The following is a 15,047-nucleotide window of genomic DNA, read 5'->3' on the forward strand; positions in this document are numbered from 1 at the left end:
CGTGCCCCTTGCCGCCGCGTGTGCCGTCTTCGACCTCGGCGTACGAGCTCTTGTGCCTGCCCGCGCCCCCGGTGTCTCACCCGTTGCCCCAGCCCACGCTCTTGCAACCGGGAGGCCCCCATGGCGACCCATCCCACGTTCATCACCTGCTCCTCTCTCTCCTTCTCCTGGCCCGACGGCACCGAGGTCCTCGACGACTTCCGGCTCGCGGTCGGCCCCGGCAGAACGGGCCTGATCGGCCTCAACGGATCGGGCAAGTCCACACTCCTCAAGCTCGTCGCGGGTGAGCTGACGCCCACCGCCGGCACGGTCCGCACGGTCGGCGAGGTCGGCTACCTCCCGCAGAACATCTCCCTCGACACCACGCTCCGGGTCGACGAGGCGCTCGGGATCGCCACCACCCGCGCCGCGCTGCATGCCATCGAGGCGGGTGATCCTTCCGAGGAGAACTTCGCGGCCGTCGGCGACGACTGGGACGTGGAGGAGCGGGCCCGCGCCACGCTCGACCAGCTCGGGCTCGGCCACATCGGGCTCGACCGGACCATCGGCGAGGTGTCGGGCGGCGAGTCGGTCCTGCTGCGGCTCGCCGCGCTGCTGCTCGCCCGGCCCGACATCCTGCTGCTCGACGAGCCGACCAACAACCTCGACCTGTACGCCCGTCGCCGGCTCTACGAGGCGGTGGACGCCTGGTCAGGAGTGCTCGTCGTGGTCAGCCACGACCGCGAACTCCTGGAGCGGGTCGACCAGATCGCCGACCTGCGGGACGGCGAGGTCGGCTGGTACGGCGGCGCCTACTCGGCGTACGAGGAGGCGCTCGCCGCCGAACAGGAGGCGGCCGAGCGGATGGTGCGGGTGGCCGAGGCCGACGTTCAGCGGCAGAAGCGTGAACTCTCCGACGCTCAGCAGAAGTTGGCTCGGCGCAAGCGCTACGCCCAGAAGAGCGCCGCGAACAAGGTGGTCCCGAAGATCGTGGCCAACAACCGCAAGAGCGAGGCCCAGGTGTCGGCGGGCAAGCACCGGGCCCTGCACTCCGAGCGGCTGGCCGAGGCGAGGGTGCGACTGGACGCGGCGGTGGAGGCGGTGCGGGACGATGACGAGATCCGGATCGAACTGCCGCGCACCACGGTCCATCCGGGCCGGGGCGTGCTGTCGCTGCGCGAGCTGGAGTTGCGCTACGGAGCCCGTGTGGGCGGCGAGTTCGAGCTGCGCGGACCGGAGCGGATCGCGCTCGTGGGCCGGAACGGGGCCGGCAAGTCGACGTTGCTCCGGACGATCGCCGGTGAACTGGAGCCGCTGTCGGGCGAGGTGGTGACGCACGTGCCGCTGCGCTACCTGCCGCAGCGACTCGACGTCCTCGACGAGGAGCTCAGCCTGGTGGAGAACGTCGCCCGGTTCGCACCCTCGGCGACGGCGAACACGATCAGGGCGCGGCTCGCGCGCTTCCTCTTCCGGGGCGGGCGGGCGGATCAGGCCGCCGGGACGCTGTCGGGCGGGGAGCGGTTCCGGGCGACCCTGGCGGCGCTGCTGCTCGCCGAGCCCGCTCCGCAGCTGCTGATGCTGGACGAGCCGACCAACAACCTGGACATCGCCTCCGTCCGGAAGCTGACGGCGGCGCTGGAGGCGTACGAGGGCGCGCTGATCGTGGTGAGCCACGACGTTCCGTTCCTGGAGTCGCTGGGGATCACCCGCTGGCTGCTGCTCGACGGTGAGCTGTTGCCGACGACGCCGGAGGCGGTACTGGAGGGGGCACCGGTGGACAAGACCGACCATCTGCTCTGAGTAGCCGTGATCGCGGACGGCAGGGCATGCCGAGTGCGTGACCTGCCTCTCCGTCCGCGCCCATCAGCAGCGCACATAGCGGAACGTAACCGGACATCGCCGAGACGGGCTTGGCCGACGCCTTACGGAGCCTTAACCTACGGTCTCGTAACCTACGAATCCGTAGGTAATTCCGTATACCCTTCTCCGTCCCCAGGAGTCCCAGTGACGCTCACCTCTCCCCACCTCGGCAGCTCGACAGGGTGGACCGACGCGCGGCTGCTCTACGCGCTGGAAGAGGTGGTGGAGAAGGAGCTCAACCGGCACCTCAAGGTCACCAAGGACTGGATGCCGCACGAGTACGTGCCCTGGTCCGACGGCCGGAACTTCCCGGGCTTCTTCGAGGACGGCGAGGCGTGGGAGCCGTCCCAGTCCAAGGTCACCGAGATCGGCAAGATCGCCCTCGTGGTGAACCTGCTCACCGAGGACAACCTCCCCAGCTACCACCACGAGATCGCCAGCCTCTTCGGCCGCGACGGCGCGTGGGGCACCTGGGTGCACCGCTGGACCGCCGAGGAGGGCCGCCACGGCATCGTGATGCGCGACTACCTCCTGGCCTCGCGCGCGGTCGACCCGGACAAGCTGGAGCAGTTCCGGATGGCGCACATGAGCGAGGGCTTCGAGTCCGACAACCGGCACTCGATGCTGCACTCGGTCGCGTACGTCGCCTTCCAGGAGCTCGCCACCCGCATCTCGCACCGGAACACCGGGCACCAGTCCGGCGACCCCGTGTGCGACCGGATGCTGGCCCGCATCGCCACCGACGAGAACCTGCACATGGTCTTCTACCGCAACCTGCTGGGCGCGGCCTTCGAGATCGCCCCCGACCTGACCATGGAGGCCGTGCGGGACGTCGTCGTGAACTTCCGGATGCCCGGACACGGCATGCCCGGGTTCGAGCGGGCGGCGGCGCAGATGGCGATCGGCGAGATCTACAACATGCGCATCCACCACGACGACGTGCTCCAGCCGGTGCTCCGCTTCCTCAGGGTCCTCCAGATCGACGGCCTGGGCCCGGAGGGCCTGAAGGCCCAGGAGGAGCTGGGGCTGTACATGAACGGCCTCGACAGCGAGGCCTCGAAGTTCGACGAGAAGCTCGCCGCCCGCAAGGCGCGCATGGAGGCCCGCAAGGCGGGCTGACCGGCCGACCGGCTCGGCGGACCGACCGGCAGGCCCGCGGGGCGGTCGCCTACGCGCTTGCGGCGGGCCGACCGGCTACCAGGCGGCTTCCCGGTAGTCCTTGAGGAAGACGCCCGTGACGGGCTCCCCGGCCTCGCCGCGCACGATCGGGTCGTAGATCCGGGCGGCGCCGTCGACGACGTCGAGCGGCGTCCGGATGCCCACGGCGGCTATCCGTGCCTTGCGCGGCGCCGGGTTCTCGTCCGTGATCCAGCCCGTGTCCACGCTGCACATGTGCACGCCCTGCTCCGCCAGCTCGCCGGCGCTGGTGCGCGTGAGCATGTTGAGGGCGGCCTTCGCCATGTTCGTATGGGGATGGCCGCCCGTCTTGTTCCGCACGGCGAAGCGCCCCTCGACGGCGGACACGTTCACGATGTAGCGGCGCGGGCGCGGCGAGGCGAGCAGCAGCGGCAGCAGCCGGTCGCAGAGCAGGGTCGGCGCGACGGCGTTGACGAGCTGGGCCTCCAGGAGCTCGGCGGCGTCGAGCTCGCCGAGCCGTACGGACCAGGAGTTCCGGGCCGAGGGATCGGGGAGCAGCCCGGCCTCGTCGGGCTGCTCGTCCGGCGGGACGAGCTGGTCCGGCTCCAGCGCGGCGAGGACGGGGACGGTCTCGGCGGTCTCGTACCCCGGCGCGGGGATGACGCCCTCCGGGAGCGCCTCGCGCTCCCCCGCCGCGAGCAGGGCGTACGACTCCGGGGGCCGGCGTATCGTCTGGGCGGCGTTGTTGACGAGTATGTCCAGCGGCCGCCCCTCCGTATGCAGCCGCTCGCAGAGGCCGAGGACCTGGCGCGGGTCGCGCAGGTCGATGGCGACGACGGTGAGCCGCTCCAGCCACCGCTCACTGCCCTCGGCGGCACGGAAGCGGCGCAGGGTGTCGTGCGGGAAGCGGCTGGTGACGAGCACCTCGGCGCCGTCGCGGAGCATCATCAGCGCCAGCTGGAACCCGATCTTGACGCGCCCGCCGGTGAGCAGGACCCGGCGACCGGTGAGGTCGGTGGTCAGGGCGCGACGGGCGGTGTTGTCGGCGGCGCAGGGCGGACAGAGCCGGTGGTAGAAGGCATCGGCCTGTCGATAGGACGACTTGCAGACATAGCAGTTGTGGCTCTTGAGGAACTCGCCGGGCGACGTGGCCCCCGCGACCGCCAGGGGGGCGTCCTCGCGCCGGTCGAGGGCCCCGGTCGCGGTGCGCGCGGTCAGGGCGGCATCGGCGGCGGCCTGTGCGGCGCGGCGGGCCTTGCGGCGCTTGTTGCGGCTCTCGCGGGCGAAGGTGGCGGCGAGCGCCTCGCCGCGCATCCGGTCGGGGTCGCCGAGGGGCAGGCTGCGCAGCCTGGCGATCGTGCGCTCGAAGGCGGCGAGTTCCTGGTCCATGGGTCCTTGATCGTAGTGAGCGCGGACCGGGGTCGGCATCCGGTTATCGCCGCGGCCGGCGCCGGAGGAACCGAGGTGGCGGGAGCCGGTGTGGCGACGGCGCGCCTGGTTCGACGCGGTGCTCGCCGCGACCGCGTCGGACGCCCGGCCTGCTGCCACGCCGCTCGCCGAGCACAGCGGCCCGGCCCGGAGCGGCCGGTATCCGGACCTCACGTTCCGACGCCCCCGCACCGGCTCACCCCTGGCGCCGCTTCAGCCGCCCCCGCTCCTTCTCCGAGAGCCCGCCCCACACCCCGAACCGCTCGTCGTGGTCCAGCGCGTACTCCAGGCACTGCACCCGCCCCTCGCATGCGCCGCACAGCAGCTTCGCCTCGCGGGTGGAGGAGCCGGGGGCCGGGAAGAAGAATTCGGGGCCCGCCTGGGCGCACAGGGCGTTCTCCTGCCAGGACATGTCGGGGGCCTGGGCATTCAGTACGGCGGTGGTGTCGGTCTGCATGGCCGACACGTTGCCCCGTGGCCGTAAACGCCCCATCAACGTTCGATCAATGCGGCGCGCCGAGCACCACGCCGACTCCTCGCGCGGTGCCTCGTGTCAGCCGTCGTCCTTCTTCGCCCGGCTCGGCTGCACCCGCTTCGGCTCCCCCGGCATCTTCGGGTACTCCGGCGGATACGGCAGGTCGCCGAGGCCGTGGTCCGCCTCGTCGCGGCGGGCCAGCTCCAGGAGGCTCTCCAGGCTGAAGCGCTCGTCGTCCATGTCGGCGTGGACGTCGCCCAGTTCGGCGAACCGGGTCGGCATCGTCCTGATGTCGAAGTCCAGCGGCGTCGCGTCGTCGATCTCGTCCCAATTCAGCGGGGCGGAGACCGGGGCATGGGGGCGGGGCCGTACGGAGTAGGCGGAGGCGATCGTGCGGTCGCGGGCCGTCTGGTTGTAGTCGACGAAGATCTTCTCGCCGCGCTCCTCCTTCCACCACTTCATCGTCACGCGGTCCGGCATCCGCCGTTCCAGCTCGCGCCCGCAGGCGATGGCCGCGCGGCGGACCTGGGTGAAGGTCCAGTTCGGCTCGATGGGCACGAAGACGTGCAGGCCGCGCCCGCCCGAGGTCTTGGGCCAGCCGCGCAGCCCGTGCTCGTCGAGCACGGCGCGCAGCTCGTGCGCGGCACGGACCGCGTCGACGTAGTCCGTGCCCGGCTGCGGGTCGAGGTCGATGCGGAGCTCGTCGGGGTGGTCGGTGTCCTCGCGCCGTACCGGCCAGGGGTGGAAGGTGACCGCGCCGAGGTTGGCGGCCCACAGCACGGCCGCGGGCTCGGTCGGGCACATCTCGTCGGCGGACCGGCCGCTGGGGAAGGTGATGTGCGCGGTGGGGATCCACTCCGGGAGGTACTTGGGGGCGCGCTTCTGGAAGAAGGACTCGCCCGTCACTCCGTCGGGGTAGCGCTCCAGGGTCGTGGGACGGTCGCGCAGCGCGCGTGTGATGCCGTCCCCGACGGCCAGGTAGTAGCTGACCATGTCGAGCTTGGTGTAGCCGGGTTCGGGGAAGTACACCTTGTCCGGATTGGACACGCGTACGGTCCGCTCACCGACTTCCAGTTCCACCGCTGCCGCCTTGCTCGCCATGCGAGCCAGCGTAGGGCTCGCCGACATTCCCCGCATACCGGACAATCAGTCCATGGATCTGCCGGTGATGCCGCCCGTGAAGCCGATGCTGGCCAAGGCCGTGAAGAAGATCCCCCCGGGGATGCAGTACGAGGCGAAATGGGACGGCTTCCGCGCCATCGTGCACCGCGACGGCCCGGACCTCGTCATCGGCAGCCGTACGGGCAAGCCGCTGACCCGCTACTTCCCCGAACTGGTCGAGGCCCTGCTGCCCCGGCTCCCGCAGCGCTGTGTGGTCGACGGCGAGATCGTGATCGAGCACGGCGGGCGGCTCGACTTCGACCGGCTCACCGAGCGGATCCACCCGGCCGAATCGCGCGTGCGGATGCTGGCCGAGAAGACCCCGGCCCGGTTCATCGCCTTCGACCTGCTCGCCCTCGGCGACGACTCCCTCCTCGACACCCCGCTCACCGACCGCCGGGCCGCCCTGGAGGAAGCCCTGCGCGGGGTCGACGCCCCCGTCCATCTGGCGCCGGCGACGACCGACCCGGAGGTCGCGGCGCGCTGGTTCGAGCAGTACGAGGGCGCGGGACTGGACGGTGTGATCGCCAAACCGCTGGATCTTCCGTACCGGCCGGACGCCCGGCTGATGTACAAGATCAAGCACGAGCGGACCGCCGATGTGGTCGTGGCCGGGTACCGCTTCCACAAGAGCGGGCCCGTCGTCGGCTCCCTCCTGCTCGGGCTGTACGACGAGGGCGGCACGCTCCAGCACGTCGGGGTCTGCGCCGCCTTCACCGCCAGGCGCCGCGAGGAACTGGTCGCCGAGCTGGAGCCGCTGCGGATGGACCCGCCCGACGGGCACCCGTGGGCGGCCTGGGCGGAGGAGGCCGCGCATGCGGGGGCACGGCTGCCGGGCGCGCCGAGCCGCTGGTCGGGGAAGAAGGACCTCTCCTGGGTGGCGCTGCGACCGGAGCGGGTCTGCGAGGTGGGATACGACCACATGGAGGGCGACCGGTTCCGGCACACGGCCCAGTTCAAGCGGTGGCGGCCGGACCGCGCGCCGGAGTCGTGCGGGTACACGCAGCTGGAGGAGCCGGTCTCGTACGACCTCTCCGAGGTGCTGGCCTAGCCGGCGGCGGCACCGCGCCCCCCAGCGGTCAGCGGTACAGCGCCTCGATCTCGGCCGCGTACGCCGCCGCCACCGCATGCCGCTTGACCTTGAGCGACGGCGTGAGCATCCCGTTCTCCTCGGTGAACTCCCCGGGCACGAGGCGGAACCTGCGGATCGACTCGGCCCGGGAGACGGCCTGGTTGGTGTAGTCGACGGCCTTCTGGACGTCGGCGACCAGCTCGGGATCCTCGCAGAGCGCGGCCATCGGGGTGTCCCCGGGCCGTTTGCGCACGGCCAGCCAGTGCCCGACCGCCTCGGGGTCGAGGGTGACGATCGCGGCGATGTACGGGCGGTTGTCGCCGACGACCAGGCACTGCCCGACCGGCGGGCGGCTGCGCAGCCGGTCCTCGAGGACCGCCGGGGACACGTTCTTGCCGCCCGAGGTGATCAGGATGTCCTTCTTGCGGCCGGTGATGGCGAGATAGCCGTCGTCGTCGAGGGCGCCGAGATCGCCGGTGGCGAACCAGCCGTCCCGCAGCACCTCCTCGGTGGCGTCGGGGTTGTTCCAGTACGCGGCGAAGACGATGCCGCCCTTGATCAGCACCTCCCCGCCGTCGGCGATACGGATCGCGATGCCGGGGACGGGCCGCCCGACGGTGCCGGGGCGGGGCCGCAGGGGCGGGGTGACGGTGGCGGCCGCGGTCGTCTCGGTGAGGCCGTAGCCCTCGTAGACGAGCACCCCGGCGGCGTAGAAGAAGAGGTTGAGCCGCCGGTCGAGCGGGGAGCCGCCGCTGATGGCGTACCGCAGGTTCCCGCCGAGCTCCTTGCGGATACGACGGTAGACGAGGAGGTCGTAGAGCGCCCAGGCGGCCGTCAGCCCGGGTCCGGGGCGGCGGCCCTCGTCCAGGAGACGGCGCAGCGCCGCCTCTCCGAAGCGTACGGCGATGGAGTCGGCGCGGTCGAAGGACGAGCCGCGCCCGAGCTTCTCGGCGGTGGCCCGCCCGGTGTCGTGGATCTTCTCGAAGAGGTACGGCACCCCGACGAGGAAGGTGGGCCGGAACTGCCGTAGTTGGGGCCGCAGTTCGTCCGGCTTGATGCTGGGAAAGTGACCTATCTCGATCCGGGCCATGAGGCAGGCGACCTGGATGGCGCGTCCGAGGATGTGGGCGAGCGGCAGGAAGAGGACCGTCGAGGCCGCCTGACCGGTGACCTCCTTGAAGACCGGGTGCAGCAGCTCCACCGTGCCGGCCGCTTCCGTGTGGAGATTGCCGTGGGTGAGCACGCATCCCTTGGGTCGGCCGGTGGTGCCGGAGGTGTAGCAGACGGTGGCGACGGTGTCCGGTGTGAGCGCCGCGCGGCGTTTGACCACCTCTTCGTCCGGCAACTCCGTGCCGGCGCCCGCGAGTTCCTCCACTCCACCGGAGGCGATCTCCCAGCTCCGGACCGGTTCGGGGAGCGTCGTGGCGGCTTCGAGGAGGGCGGCGGTGTGCTCGGCGGTCTCGGTGACGGCGTGGCGGGCGGCGGAGTCCTGGAGGATCCAGGCGATCTGTTCGGCCGAGGAGGTGGGGTAGACGGGGACGGTCTGCCCGCCGGCGGCCCAGATGGCGAAGTCGAGTACGCACCATTCGTAACTCGTGCGCGCCATCAGCACGACCCGTCCGCCGGGCTCCACCCCCGCGGCGATCAGCCCCTTCGCGGCGGCCTGGACGTCGCCGGCGAACTCGGCCGCGGTGACGGACCGCCAACTCCCTTGGTGTCTGCGGCGTATGACGATCGAGCCGGGGTCATCGGCGGCGTTGACGAACGGGATGTCCGCGGGCGTACCGGTCGGCGGCGGCCCGTCCGGGAGAGGCGTGCGCGCCTCGCGCACGACACCGTTCTCGCGCACGAGCTCGACCGGGAAGCGGTCGAGGAGGTCGCTGCGCCTCTTGGCCTGCTTCAGATCCTTGCGTACGCCCATGGCGGGCTCCTGTTCGCGGCATACGGGCGGGGAGTGACCGGTTCGCTGGACCTACCGGACAGTCAACTTACCCGCGCGTAATGAGATTTCAACCGCCCGCGCACGTTCTCCCTTGAACCATTTCGGCCCGCGACAGCCCCGCCGACCGACCGGCCCCGGGGTGAGATGCTTCACATTCCTGCTTCGCGGATTCGTCACGGGGCAGGGATTCTCGATTCCGCATTCGACGGACGTCCGAGCGATTCGGGTCACCGGCTTCCCCGTGAAGATCGCACCGCGCGCCGCGCACCTGCGAGAACGTTCCGCGCCGCCGCGCGGGCCGCCCGGACCGAGGCTCACGGCCGCTCCGTACACCCGGCCGAGCGGCCTTCCGGCCGTTGCTCCACGGAGACATCCCCGTCGACGAACCCGGAAGCCCATCCTGTACGTATGGAGGGGGAGGCCCCTCCTCGACTCCGGACCCCACAAGGACTGACCCGTGATCACCTCGCCCTCGCCCCTCGTCCCCGTCCCGATCCCCGACCGTGTGGCCGCGATGATCGGTTCCTGTCTGCCGCTGCACGTCCTGCAGGCGGAGGTCGACGCCGACTGCGCGGCGCGCGAGGTGCTCCGGTTCCGTGGGCCGCTGTGTGCCGAGGACCGTGCGGACCGCGAGCACGCCCTGTCCGCCCTCGCCCGGGCCAACAAGGTGCTGGCGAAGCACCACCCGCTGCTGCCGGTGCTCCCCCGCTAGCACCGGCCGGCACCCGCGGGGACGCTCCCGCCGGCGCCTCCGCCGCGAGCACGCTCCCGCCCGGCGCCCCCGCTCCCGCCGGTACTCGCCCGCGAGTCCTGCCCGCCGACGCTCCACCGACAGCCGGCCGCTACTCCGTTCGGGGCGTCGCCCCGCCACCGCACCGGTTCGGCCGTCCCCCACATGCGGGCGGCCCCACCGGGTGTGAGGCTGCGAGAGTGACCACCACCAGCGAAGCCGCGCCCCCGGCAGCCGGGCCCCCGGTGCTCGACAGCCGCCGCCGCAACATCGTCTTCGGCACGATCATGCTCGGTGTGCTGCTCGCCGCACTGGACCAGACGATCGTCGGCACCGCCCTGCCGACCATCGTCTCGGACCTCGGCGGCGCCGCGCACATGTCCTGGGTGGTCACCGCCTATCTGCTGGCCGAGACGGTCGCCACCGCCCTCGTCGGCAAGTTCGGTGATCTGTTCGGACGCAAGGTGATCTTCCAGATCTCCGCGATCATCTTCATCACCGGCTCGTTCCTCTGCGGCCTCGCCACCAACATGACCCTGCTGATCGTCTGGCGCGGACTGCAGGGAATCGGCGCCGGCGGTCTGATGGTCACCTCGCTGGCACTGATCGCCGATGTGATCCCGCTGCGCGAGCGAGGCAAGTACCAGGGCGCGATCGGCGCGGTCTTCGGCGTCTCCACCGTCATCGGCCCGCTCCTCGGCGGGCTCTTCACCGACCATCTGAGCTGGCGCTGGGCGTTCTACGTCAACGTCCCGATCGCGATCCTGGTCGTGATCGCCGCCGCCCGCACGATCCCCTCCGTACGCTCCGCGAGCAAGCCGGTCATCGACTACGCGGGCATCGCGCTGGTCGCGGCCGGCTCCAGCGCCCTGATCCTGGCGACCAGTTGGGGCGGCAACGAATACGCGTGGACGTCCGGCGTCATCATCGGACTCTTCGTCGGCGGAGTGATCGCGCTCGCGCTGTTCTGCTGGGTGGAGACCCGGGCCGCCGAACCGATGCTGCCCATGCGGCTCTTCGCCAATCCGGTGTTCACCGTCTGCTCGGTGCTGAGCTTCGTCGTCGGCTTCGCCATGCTCGGCTCGATGACGTTCCTGCCGTCCTACCTCCAGTACGTCGACGGGGACTCGGCCACCGTCTCCGGCATCCGCACGCTGCCGATGGTCGTCGGTCTGCTGATCGCCTCCATCTACAGCGGCAATGCGGTGAGCAAGACCGGCACCTACCGGATCTTCCCCATCGTGGGCTCTCTGGTGATGGGGGTCGGACTCTTCCTCCTGTCCCTGATGGGCACGGGCACGAGCGCCTGGCTGGAGTCGCTGTACATGTTCGTGCTCGGCGTCGGCATCGGTCTGTGCATGCAGGTGCTCACCATCGCCGTGCAGAACACCGTCGAGTACGCCGATCTCGGCACCGCCACCTCGGGCGTCACCTTCTTCCGTACGCTGGGCAGCTCCTTCGGCACCGCCGTCTTCGGCACGATCTACGCCAACTCCCTGGAGCCCAACCTGGCCCAGGGGGTCCGCGAGGCCGTCGCGATCGCCGGGCCCGGCCAGGACCCGGCCGCGATCGCCCAGGCCGCGACCAGCCCGTCCGGCGTCCACGGCCTGCCGGACGACGTGGCGGCGCCGATCGTGGAGGCGTACGCGGACACCCTGCACACCGTCTTCCTCTGGACGGTGCCGGTCGCCGCGATCGGCTTCGTCGTGGCGCTGTTCCTCAAGCAGGTGAAGCTCCGGGACACGGCGCGGGCCTCCGCACCCGACATGGGCGAGGGCTTCGGCTCCCCCACCACCTCCGGCGATTCGGCCAAACTGCTGGAACTGTCCGTCGGAAGGATTCTCCGGAAGACGGACTTCGACACCGCCCGCCGGATCGTCTCCGACTCCGACACCCGGCTCGACACGGCGGGCGCGTGGGCGGTGATGCAGGTGGAGCTCTACACCCGGATCGTCGGGCACGCCAGCCTCGGGCTCGTCTCGGCCGGCCGGCGGGTGCCTCCGGAGGTCCTGCTCCCGGTCTTCGACCGCATGGTCGACGAGGGGTTCCTGACCCGGGACGGCAGCATCCTCTCGCACACGCCGGCGGGAAAGCGGGAGGCCGAGGTCATCTCGCAAGCCTGGGGCGACTGGCTCAGCGGCCAGGTCGAGCGGGAGCGCGGGCGGCCGAGCGGGCCCGAGCTGCGGGCGGCGACGGACGCCATCGCGAAGAAGCTGATCGCCGAGGACCTGGCGACCGGGCTGCCGGGAGGCCGGCGGGAGCTTCAGGGCGCTACTCGATGAACTCCCCGTCGACATAGACCCAGGCGCCTTCGTGGCGGGCGAAGCGGCTGCGCTCGTGGAGCGCGCCGGGGGCGCCGCCGTGGGTGTAGGAGGCGACGAACGTGACGGTTCCGGTCCGGTGGAAGGCCGTGCCGTCGCCGGTCTCCCGGATCTCGAGGCCGGCCCAGCGCATCGACGGATCGAAATCGACCTCGGCCGGCCGGGTCTGCGGGGCCCAGGTACGCAGCAGATACGCCTCGTCGCGGACGACGAAGGCGCTGTAGCGGGAGCGCATGAGCAGTTCGGCGGTGGGCGCGGCGGCGGATCCGGTGTGGAAACGTCCGCAGCACTCGCCGTAGCGGGCGGTCAGTCCGCAGGGGCAGGGCGAGTCCGCGGTGATGCGTGGGGACGGGGGGTTGTTCTTGCGCGTGGTGCGTCGGGCCATGGGGCCATTGTGTCCTGTGCACCGAGGGGCGGGATCGAGCCATGTGCGCGGGGCGGCTCGCGCGGCTCTTCCGGGGGCAGGGGGGCGACCGTATGCTCCTGCGCCGGACGCGATGGTTACCGCCGGTAAAGGGGTCGGGGCATGGATCGTACGGACGAGAGCGCAGGGAGCAACGGGAGTTCGCGCCGGGTCTTCGTGACGGGCGCCGCGGCCGTCGCCGGGGCGGCCGCCGTCGGAGCCTTACCGGCGACCGGGGCGCGGGCCGCCGAGGCATCGCGGGACGGGGCGGCAAAGGCCGCGCCCCACTCCGTCGCCGTCCTCGGCGGCGGGGTCGCCGGCCTGACCGCCGCCCACGAACTGGCCGAACGCGGCTTCCGCGTCACCGTCTACGAGCGCCGGGCGCTCGGCGGCAAGGCCCGCTCGATGGACGTGCCGGACAGCGCGCGCGGCGCGCGGCGACCGCTCCCCGCCGAGCACGGCTTCCGCTTCATCCCCGGGATCTACCACAACCTCCCCGACACGATGCGGCGCATCCCCTTCCCCGGGAACGCCAACGGCGTCTGGGACAACCTCGTCGCCCCCGCCGAGATGGCCTTCGCCCGCACCGGCCGCGAGGACCTGCGCATCCCGCTGCCGTGGCCCGGCCACCGGCCCGCCGAGCTCACCCTCGACGAGATCCGCCGGGCCCTGACCGCGCTCCTGGAGACGGCCCGCTCCATCCCGCTCCACGAGGCCGCGTACTTCGTCAACCGCTTCCTCGTCTTCCTCACCAGTTGCGACGAGCGGCGCGGCGAGACCTGGGAGGCGACGCCCTGGTGGGAGTTCCTGCGGGCCGAGCGGATGAGCTACGACTACCAGCGCATCCTCGCCGTCGGACTCACCCGCAACATCGTGGCGACCAAGGCCGAGGAGGCCAGCACCCGTACGGTCGCCACGCTCCTGGAGGCATTCGCCTTCAACGCGCTCGGCCGCGGCGCCGACGGGCCCCTCGACCGGATCCTCGACCTGCCCACGAACGAGGCGTGGATCGACCCCTGGGTGACCCATCTGACGGGCCTGGGCGTGGAGTTCCGCGTCGGCTGGACCGTACGGGAGATGGCGTACGACTCCGCCGCCGGGCGGATCTCCGCGGCCGTGATCGAGGACCCGCAGGGGGTGCGCCGCCGGGTGAGCGCCGACCACTACGTCTCCGCGATGCCGGTGGAGCACGCGCGGCGCACCTGGGGCTCCGCGCTGCGGGCGGCAGATCCCCAACTGGCCCGCTGCGACCGGCTGGAGACCGACTGGATGACGGGCATCCAGTTCTATCTGACCGAGCGGGCACCGCTCCTCGCCGGCCACGCCAACCTGATCGACTCCCCGTGGTCGCTGACGTGCATCCAGCAGGCGCACCACTGGCCGACGCGTGACTTCCCCGCCGACTACGGCGACGGCTCCGTCGTCGACTGCCTCTCGGTCGACGTCTCGGAGTGGGACCGGCCGGGGATCCTCTACGGCAAGACGGCCAAGCAGTGCACCCGGACCGAGGTCGCGCGCGAGGTGTGGGCGCAGCTGAAGGCCGGGTTCAACGACACCGGCCGCACGGTGCTGAAGGACGGCGCGCTGCACTCCTGGTTCCTGGACCCGGGCGTGGACGGCCTCGGCACCCCGAACCCGACCAACGACGACCAGCTCCTGATCCACCCGGTCGGCACCTTCCACAACCGCCCGCAGGCCGCGACGAAGGTCCCGAACTTCTATCTGGCCGGCGACTACGTGGCCGTCGACATCGACCTGGCCACCATGGAGGGCGCCAACGCCTCCGCCCGCCAGGCCGTGAACGCGCTCCTCGACCGTACGGGTTCGACGGCCGCGCGCTGCACGGTCAAGCCGCTGTTCCGCGCGCCCGAGCTGGAGGCGCTCAAGCGGCACGACCGGCTGCGGTACCGGCTCGGCCTGCGCAACGCGCTCGACGTGGGGTGATCCGGCGCGCCGCTCAGGGGCGGTAGCGCAGCGGATGGTCCTCGGGGACCTCGACGACGACGATCTCGACGCCGTCGGGGTCCGCGATCCACATCTCGACCAGCCCCCAGGGCTCGGTCACCGGCTCCCGCAGGATCTCGACGTCCCTGCCGAGGAGCTCCTGATGCACGGCCCGGACGTCCGCCACCTGGAGCCAGAGCCGCAGCCGTGACGGGACCTCGGTCGGGGCGGCGCGCCCCGAGACCTCCAGGAAGCCCCCGCCCAGGAAGTAGACGGTGCCCCGGTCGGGCCCGGTGCCGAACTCGCGGTACACCGTGAGCCCGATCAGGTCTCCGTAGAAGCGGCGGGTGCGGTCGGGATCGGTGGGCCGGAGCAGAATCCGGCTGCTCAGTACGTGCACAGCAGTAGCGTACGACCATGAAACTGACGATTCTCGGAGGCGGCGGATTCCGGGTCCCGCTCGTGTACGGCGCCCTGCTCGCGGACCACGCCGAGGGGCGGGTCACCCAGGTGACGCTGCACGACCTCGACGGCGCACGGCTCTCGGCGATCGCCCGGGAGGCGAGGGCGACGGTGATCATGACGTCGCCGGCAC

General features: G+C 71.6%; 12 protein-coding genes and 1 pseudogene. 7 read left to right on the top strand and 6 right to left on the bottom strand.

Annotated features, from left to right (window positions below):
* The first annotated feature begins 120 nt into the window (after positions 1-120).
* Together ACFVZW_RS31020 and ACFVZW_RS31025 are read left to right on the top strand one after the other, a co-directional pair.
* Entirely contained in the window at positions 121-1,779 is a 1,659-nt protein-coding gene (locus tag ACFVZW_RS31020) for an ABC-F family ATP-binding cassette domain-containing protein (RefSeq protein ID WP_384528262.1), read from the top strand.
* Positions 1,780-1,983: 204 nt separating this feature from the next.
* Positions 1,984-2,958, top strand: coding sequence for an acyl-ACP desaturase (locus tag ACFVZW_RS31025; RefSeq protein ID WP_384528265.1), 975 nt, complete (start codon positions 1,984-1,986; stop codon positions 2,956-2,958).
* Positions 2,959-3,033: 75 nt separating this feature from the next.
* Here ACFVZW_RS31025 and ACFVZW_RS31030 read toward each other — a convergent pair whose 3' ends face one another.
* The 3 genes from ACFVZW_RS31030 to ligD all read right to left on the bottom strand — a co-directional run bounded on the left by ACFVZW_RS31030 (position 3,034) and on the right by ligD (position 5,980).
* Positions 3,034-4,365 carry an SDR family NAD(P)-dependent oxidoreductase gene (locus ACFVZW_RS31030; protein WP_384528268.1) on the bottom strand — a complete coding sequence of 444 codons (1,332 nt, stop codon included), beginning with the start codon at positions 4,363-4,365 and terminating at the stop codon, positions 3,034-3,036.
* A gap of 235 nt (positions 4,366-4,600) precedes the next feature.
* The gene (locus tag ACFVZW_RS31035) at positions 4,601-4,861 is read right to left on the bottom strand and encodes a WhiB family transcriptional regulator (RefSeq protein ID WP_384528270.1); all 261 of its coding nucleotides are present in this window, start codon (positions 4,859-4,861) and stop codon (positions 4,601-4,603) included.
* A 96-nt stretch (positions 4,862-4,957) separates the two neighbouring features.
* Positions 4,958-5,980, bottom strand: coding sequence for a non-homologous end-joining DNA ligase (gene ligD / locus ACFVZW_RS31040; protein WP_384528273.1), 1,023 nt, complete (start codon positions 5,978-5,980; stop codon positions 4,958-4,960).
* A gap of 52 nt (positions 5,981-6,032) precedes the next feature.
* Between ligD and ACFVZW_RS31045 the strand changes: the two genes are divergently transcribed.
* A complete protein-coding gene (locus ACFVZW_RS31045; RefSeq protein WP_384528276.1) occupies positions 6,033-7,091 on the top strand; it encodes an ATP-dependent DNA ligase in 1,059 nt (352 codons plus the stop codon).
* A 28-nt stretch (positions 7,092-7,119) separates the two neighbouring features.
* Here the strand turns inward: ACFVZW_RS31045 and ACFVZW_RS31050 are convergent, their stop codons facing one another.
* The gene (locus ACFVZW_RS31050) at positions 7,120-9,033 is read right to left on the bottom strand and encodes an AMP-dependent synthetase/ligase (RefSeq protein ID WP_384528279.1); all 1,914 of its coding nucleotides are present in this window, start codon (positions 9,031-9,033) and stop codon (positions 7,120-7,122) included.
* A gap of 535 nt (positions 9,034-9,568) precedes the next feature.
* Here ACFVZW_RS31050 and ACFVZW_RS31055 point away from each other — a divergent pair.
* Positions 9,569-9,766 carry a hypothetical protein gene (locus ACFVZW_RS31055; RefSeq protein WP_384528293.1) on the top strand — a complete coding sequence of 66 codons (198 nt, stop codon included), beginning with the start codon at positions 9,569-9,571 and terminating at the stop codon, positions 9,764-9,766.
* 218 nt (positions 9,767-9,984) lie between these two features.
* Complete coding sequence (locus tag ACFVZW_RS31060; RefSeq protein WP_384528282.1) at positions 9,985-12,066, top strand: MDR family MFS transporter; 2,082 nt, start codon at positions 9,985-9,987, stop codon at positions 12,064-12,066.
* Here ACFVZW_RS31060 and ACFVZW_RS31065 read toward each other — a convergent pair.
* Positions 12,056-12,490, bottom strand: coding sequence for a YchJ family protein (locus ACFVZW_RS31065; protein ID WP_384528285.1), 435 nt, complete (start codon positions 12,488-12,490; stop codon positions 12,056-12,058). The two genes, ACFVZW_RS31060 and ACFVZW_RS31065, sit on opposite strands and share 11 nt — an antisense overlap.
* Before the next feature lie 141 nt (positions 12,491-12,631).
* On the opposite strand from ACFVZW_RS31065, the gene ACFVZW_RS31070 reads away from it, so the two are divergent.
* Positions 12,632-14,452: an FAD-dependent oxidoreductase gene (locus ACFVZW_RS31070; RefSeq protein WP_384528288.1), complete on the top strand. Its 1,821-nt coding sequence runs from the start codon at positions 12,632-12,634 to the stop codon at positions 14,450-14,452.
* Positions 14,453-14,465: 13 nt separating this feature from the next.
* Here the strand turns inward: ACFVZW_RS31070 and ACFVZW_RS31075 are convergent, their stop codons facing one another.
* Positions 14,466-14,852, bottom strand: coding sequence for a VOC family protein (locus ACFVZW_RS31075; RefSeq protein ID WP_384528290.1), 387 nt, complete (start codon positions 14,850-14,852; stop codon positions 14,466-14,468).
* A gap of 17 nt (positions 14,853-14,869) precedes the next feature.
* Between ACFVZW_RS31075 and ACFVZW_RS31080 the strand changes: the two are divergent.
* Positions 14,870-15,047: pseudogene (locus tag ACFVZW_RS31080) on the top strand (6-phospho-beta-glucosidase); the annotation flags it as partial.

The sequence above is a fragment of the Streptomyces sp. NPDC059567 genome (assembly GCF_042735655.1).
GTDB lineage: Bacteria > Actinomycetota > Actinomycetes > Streptomycetales > Streptomycetaceae > Streptomyces.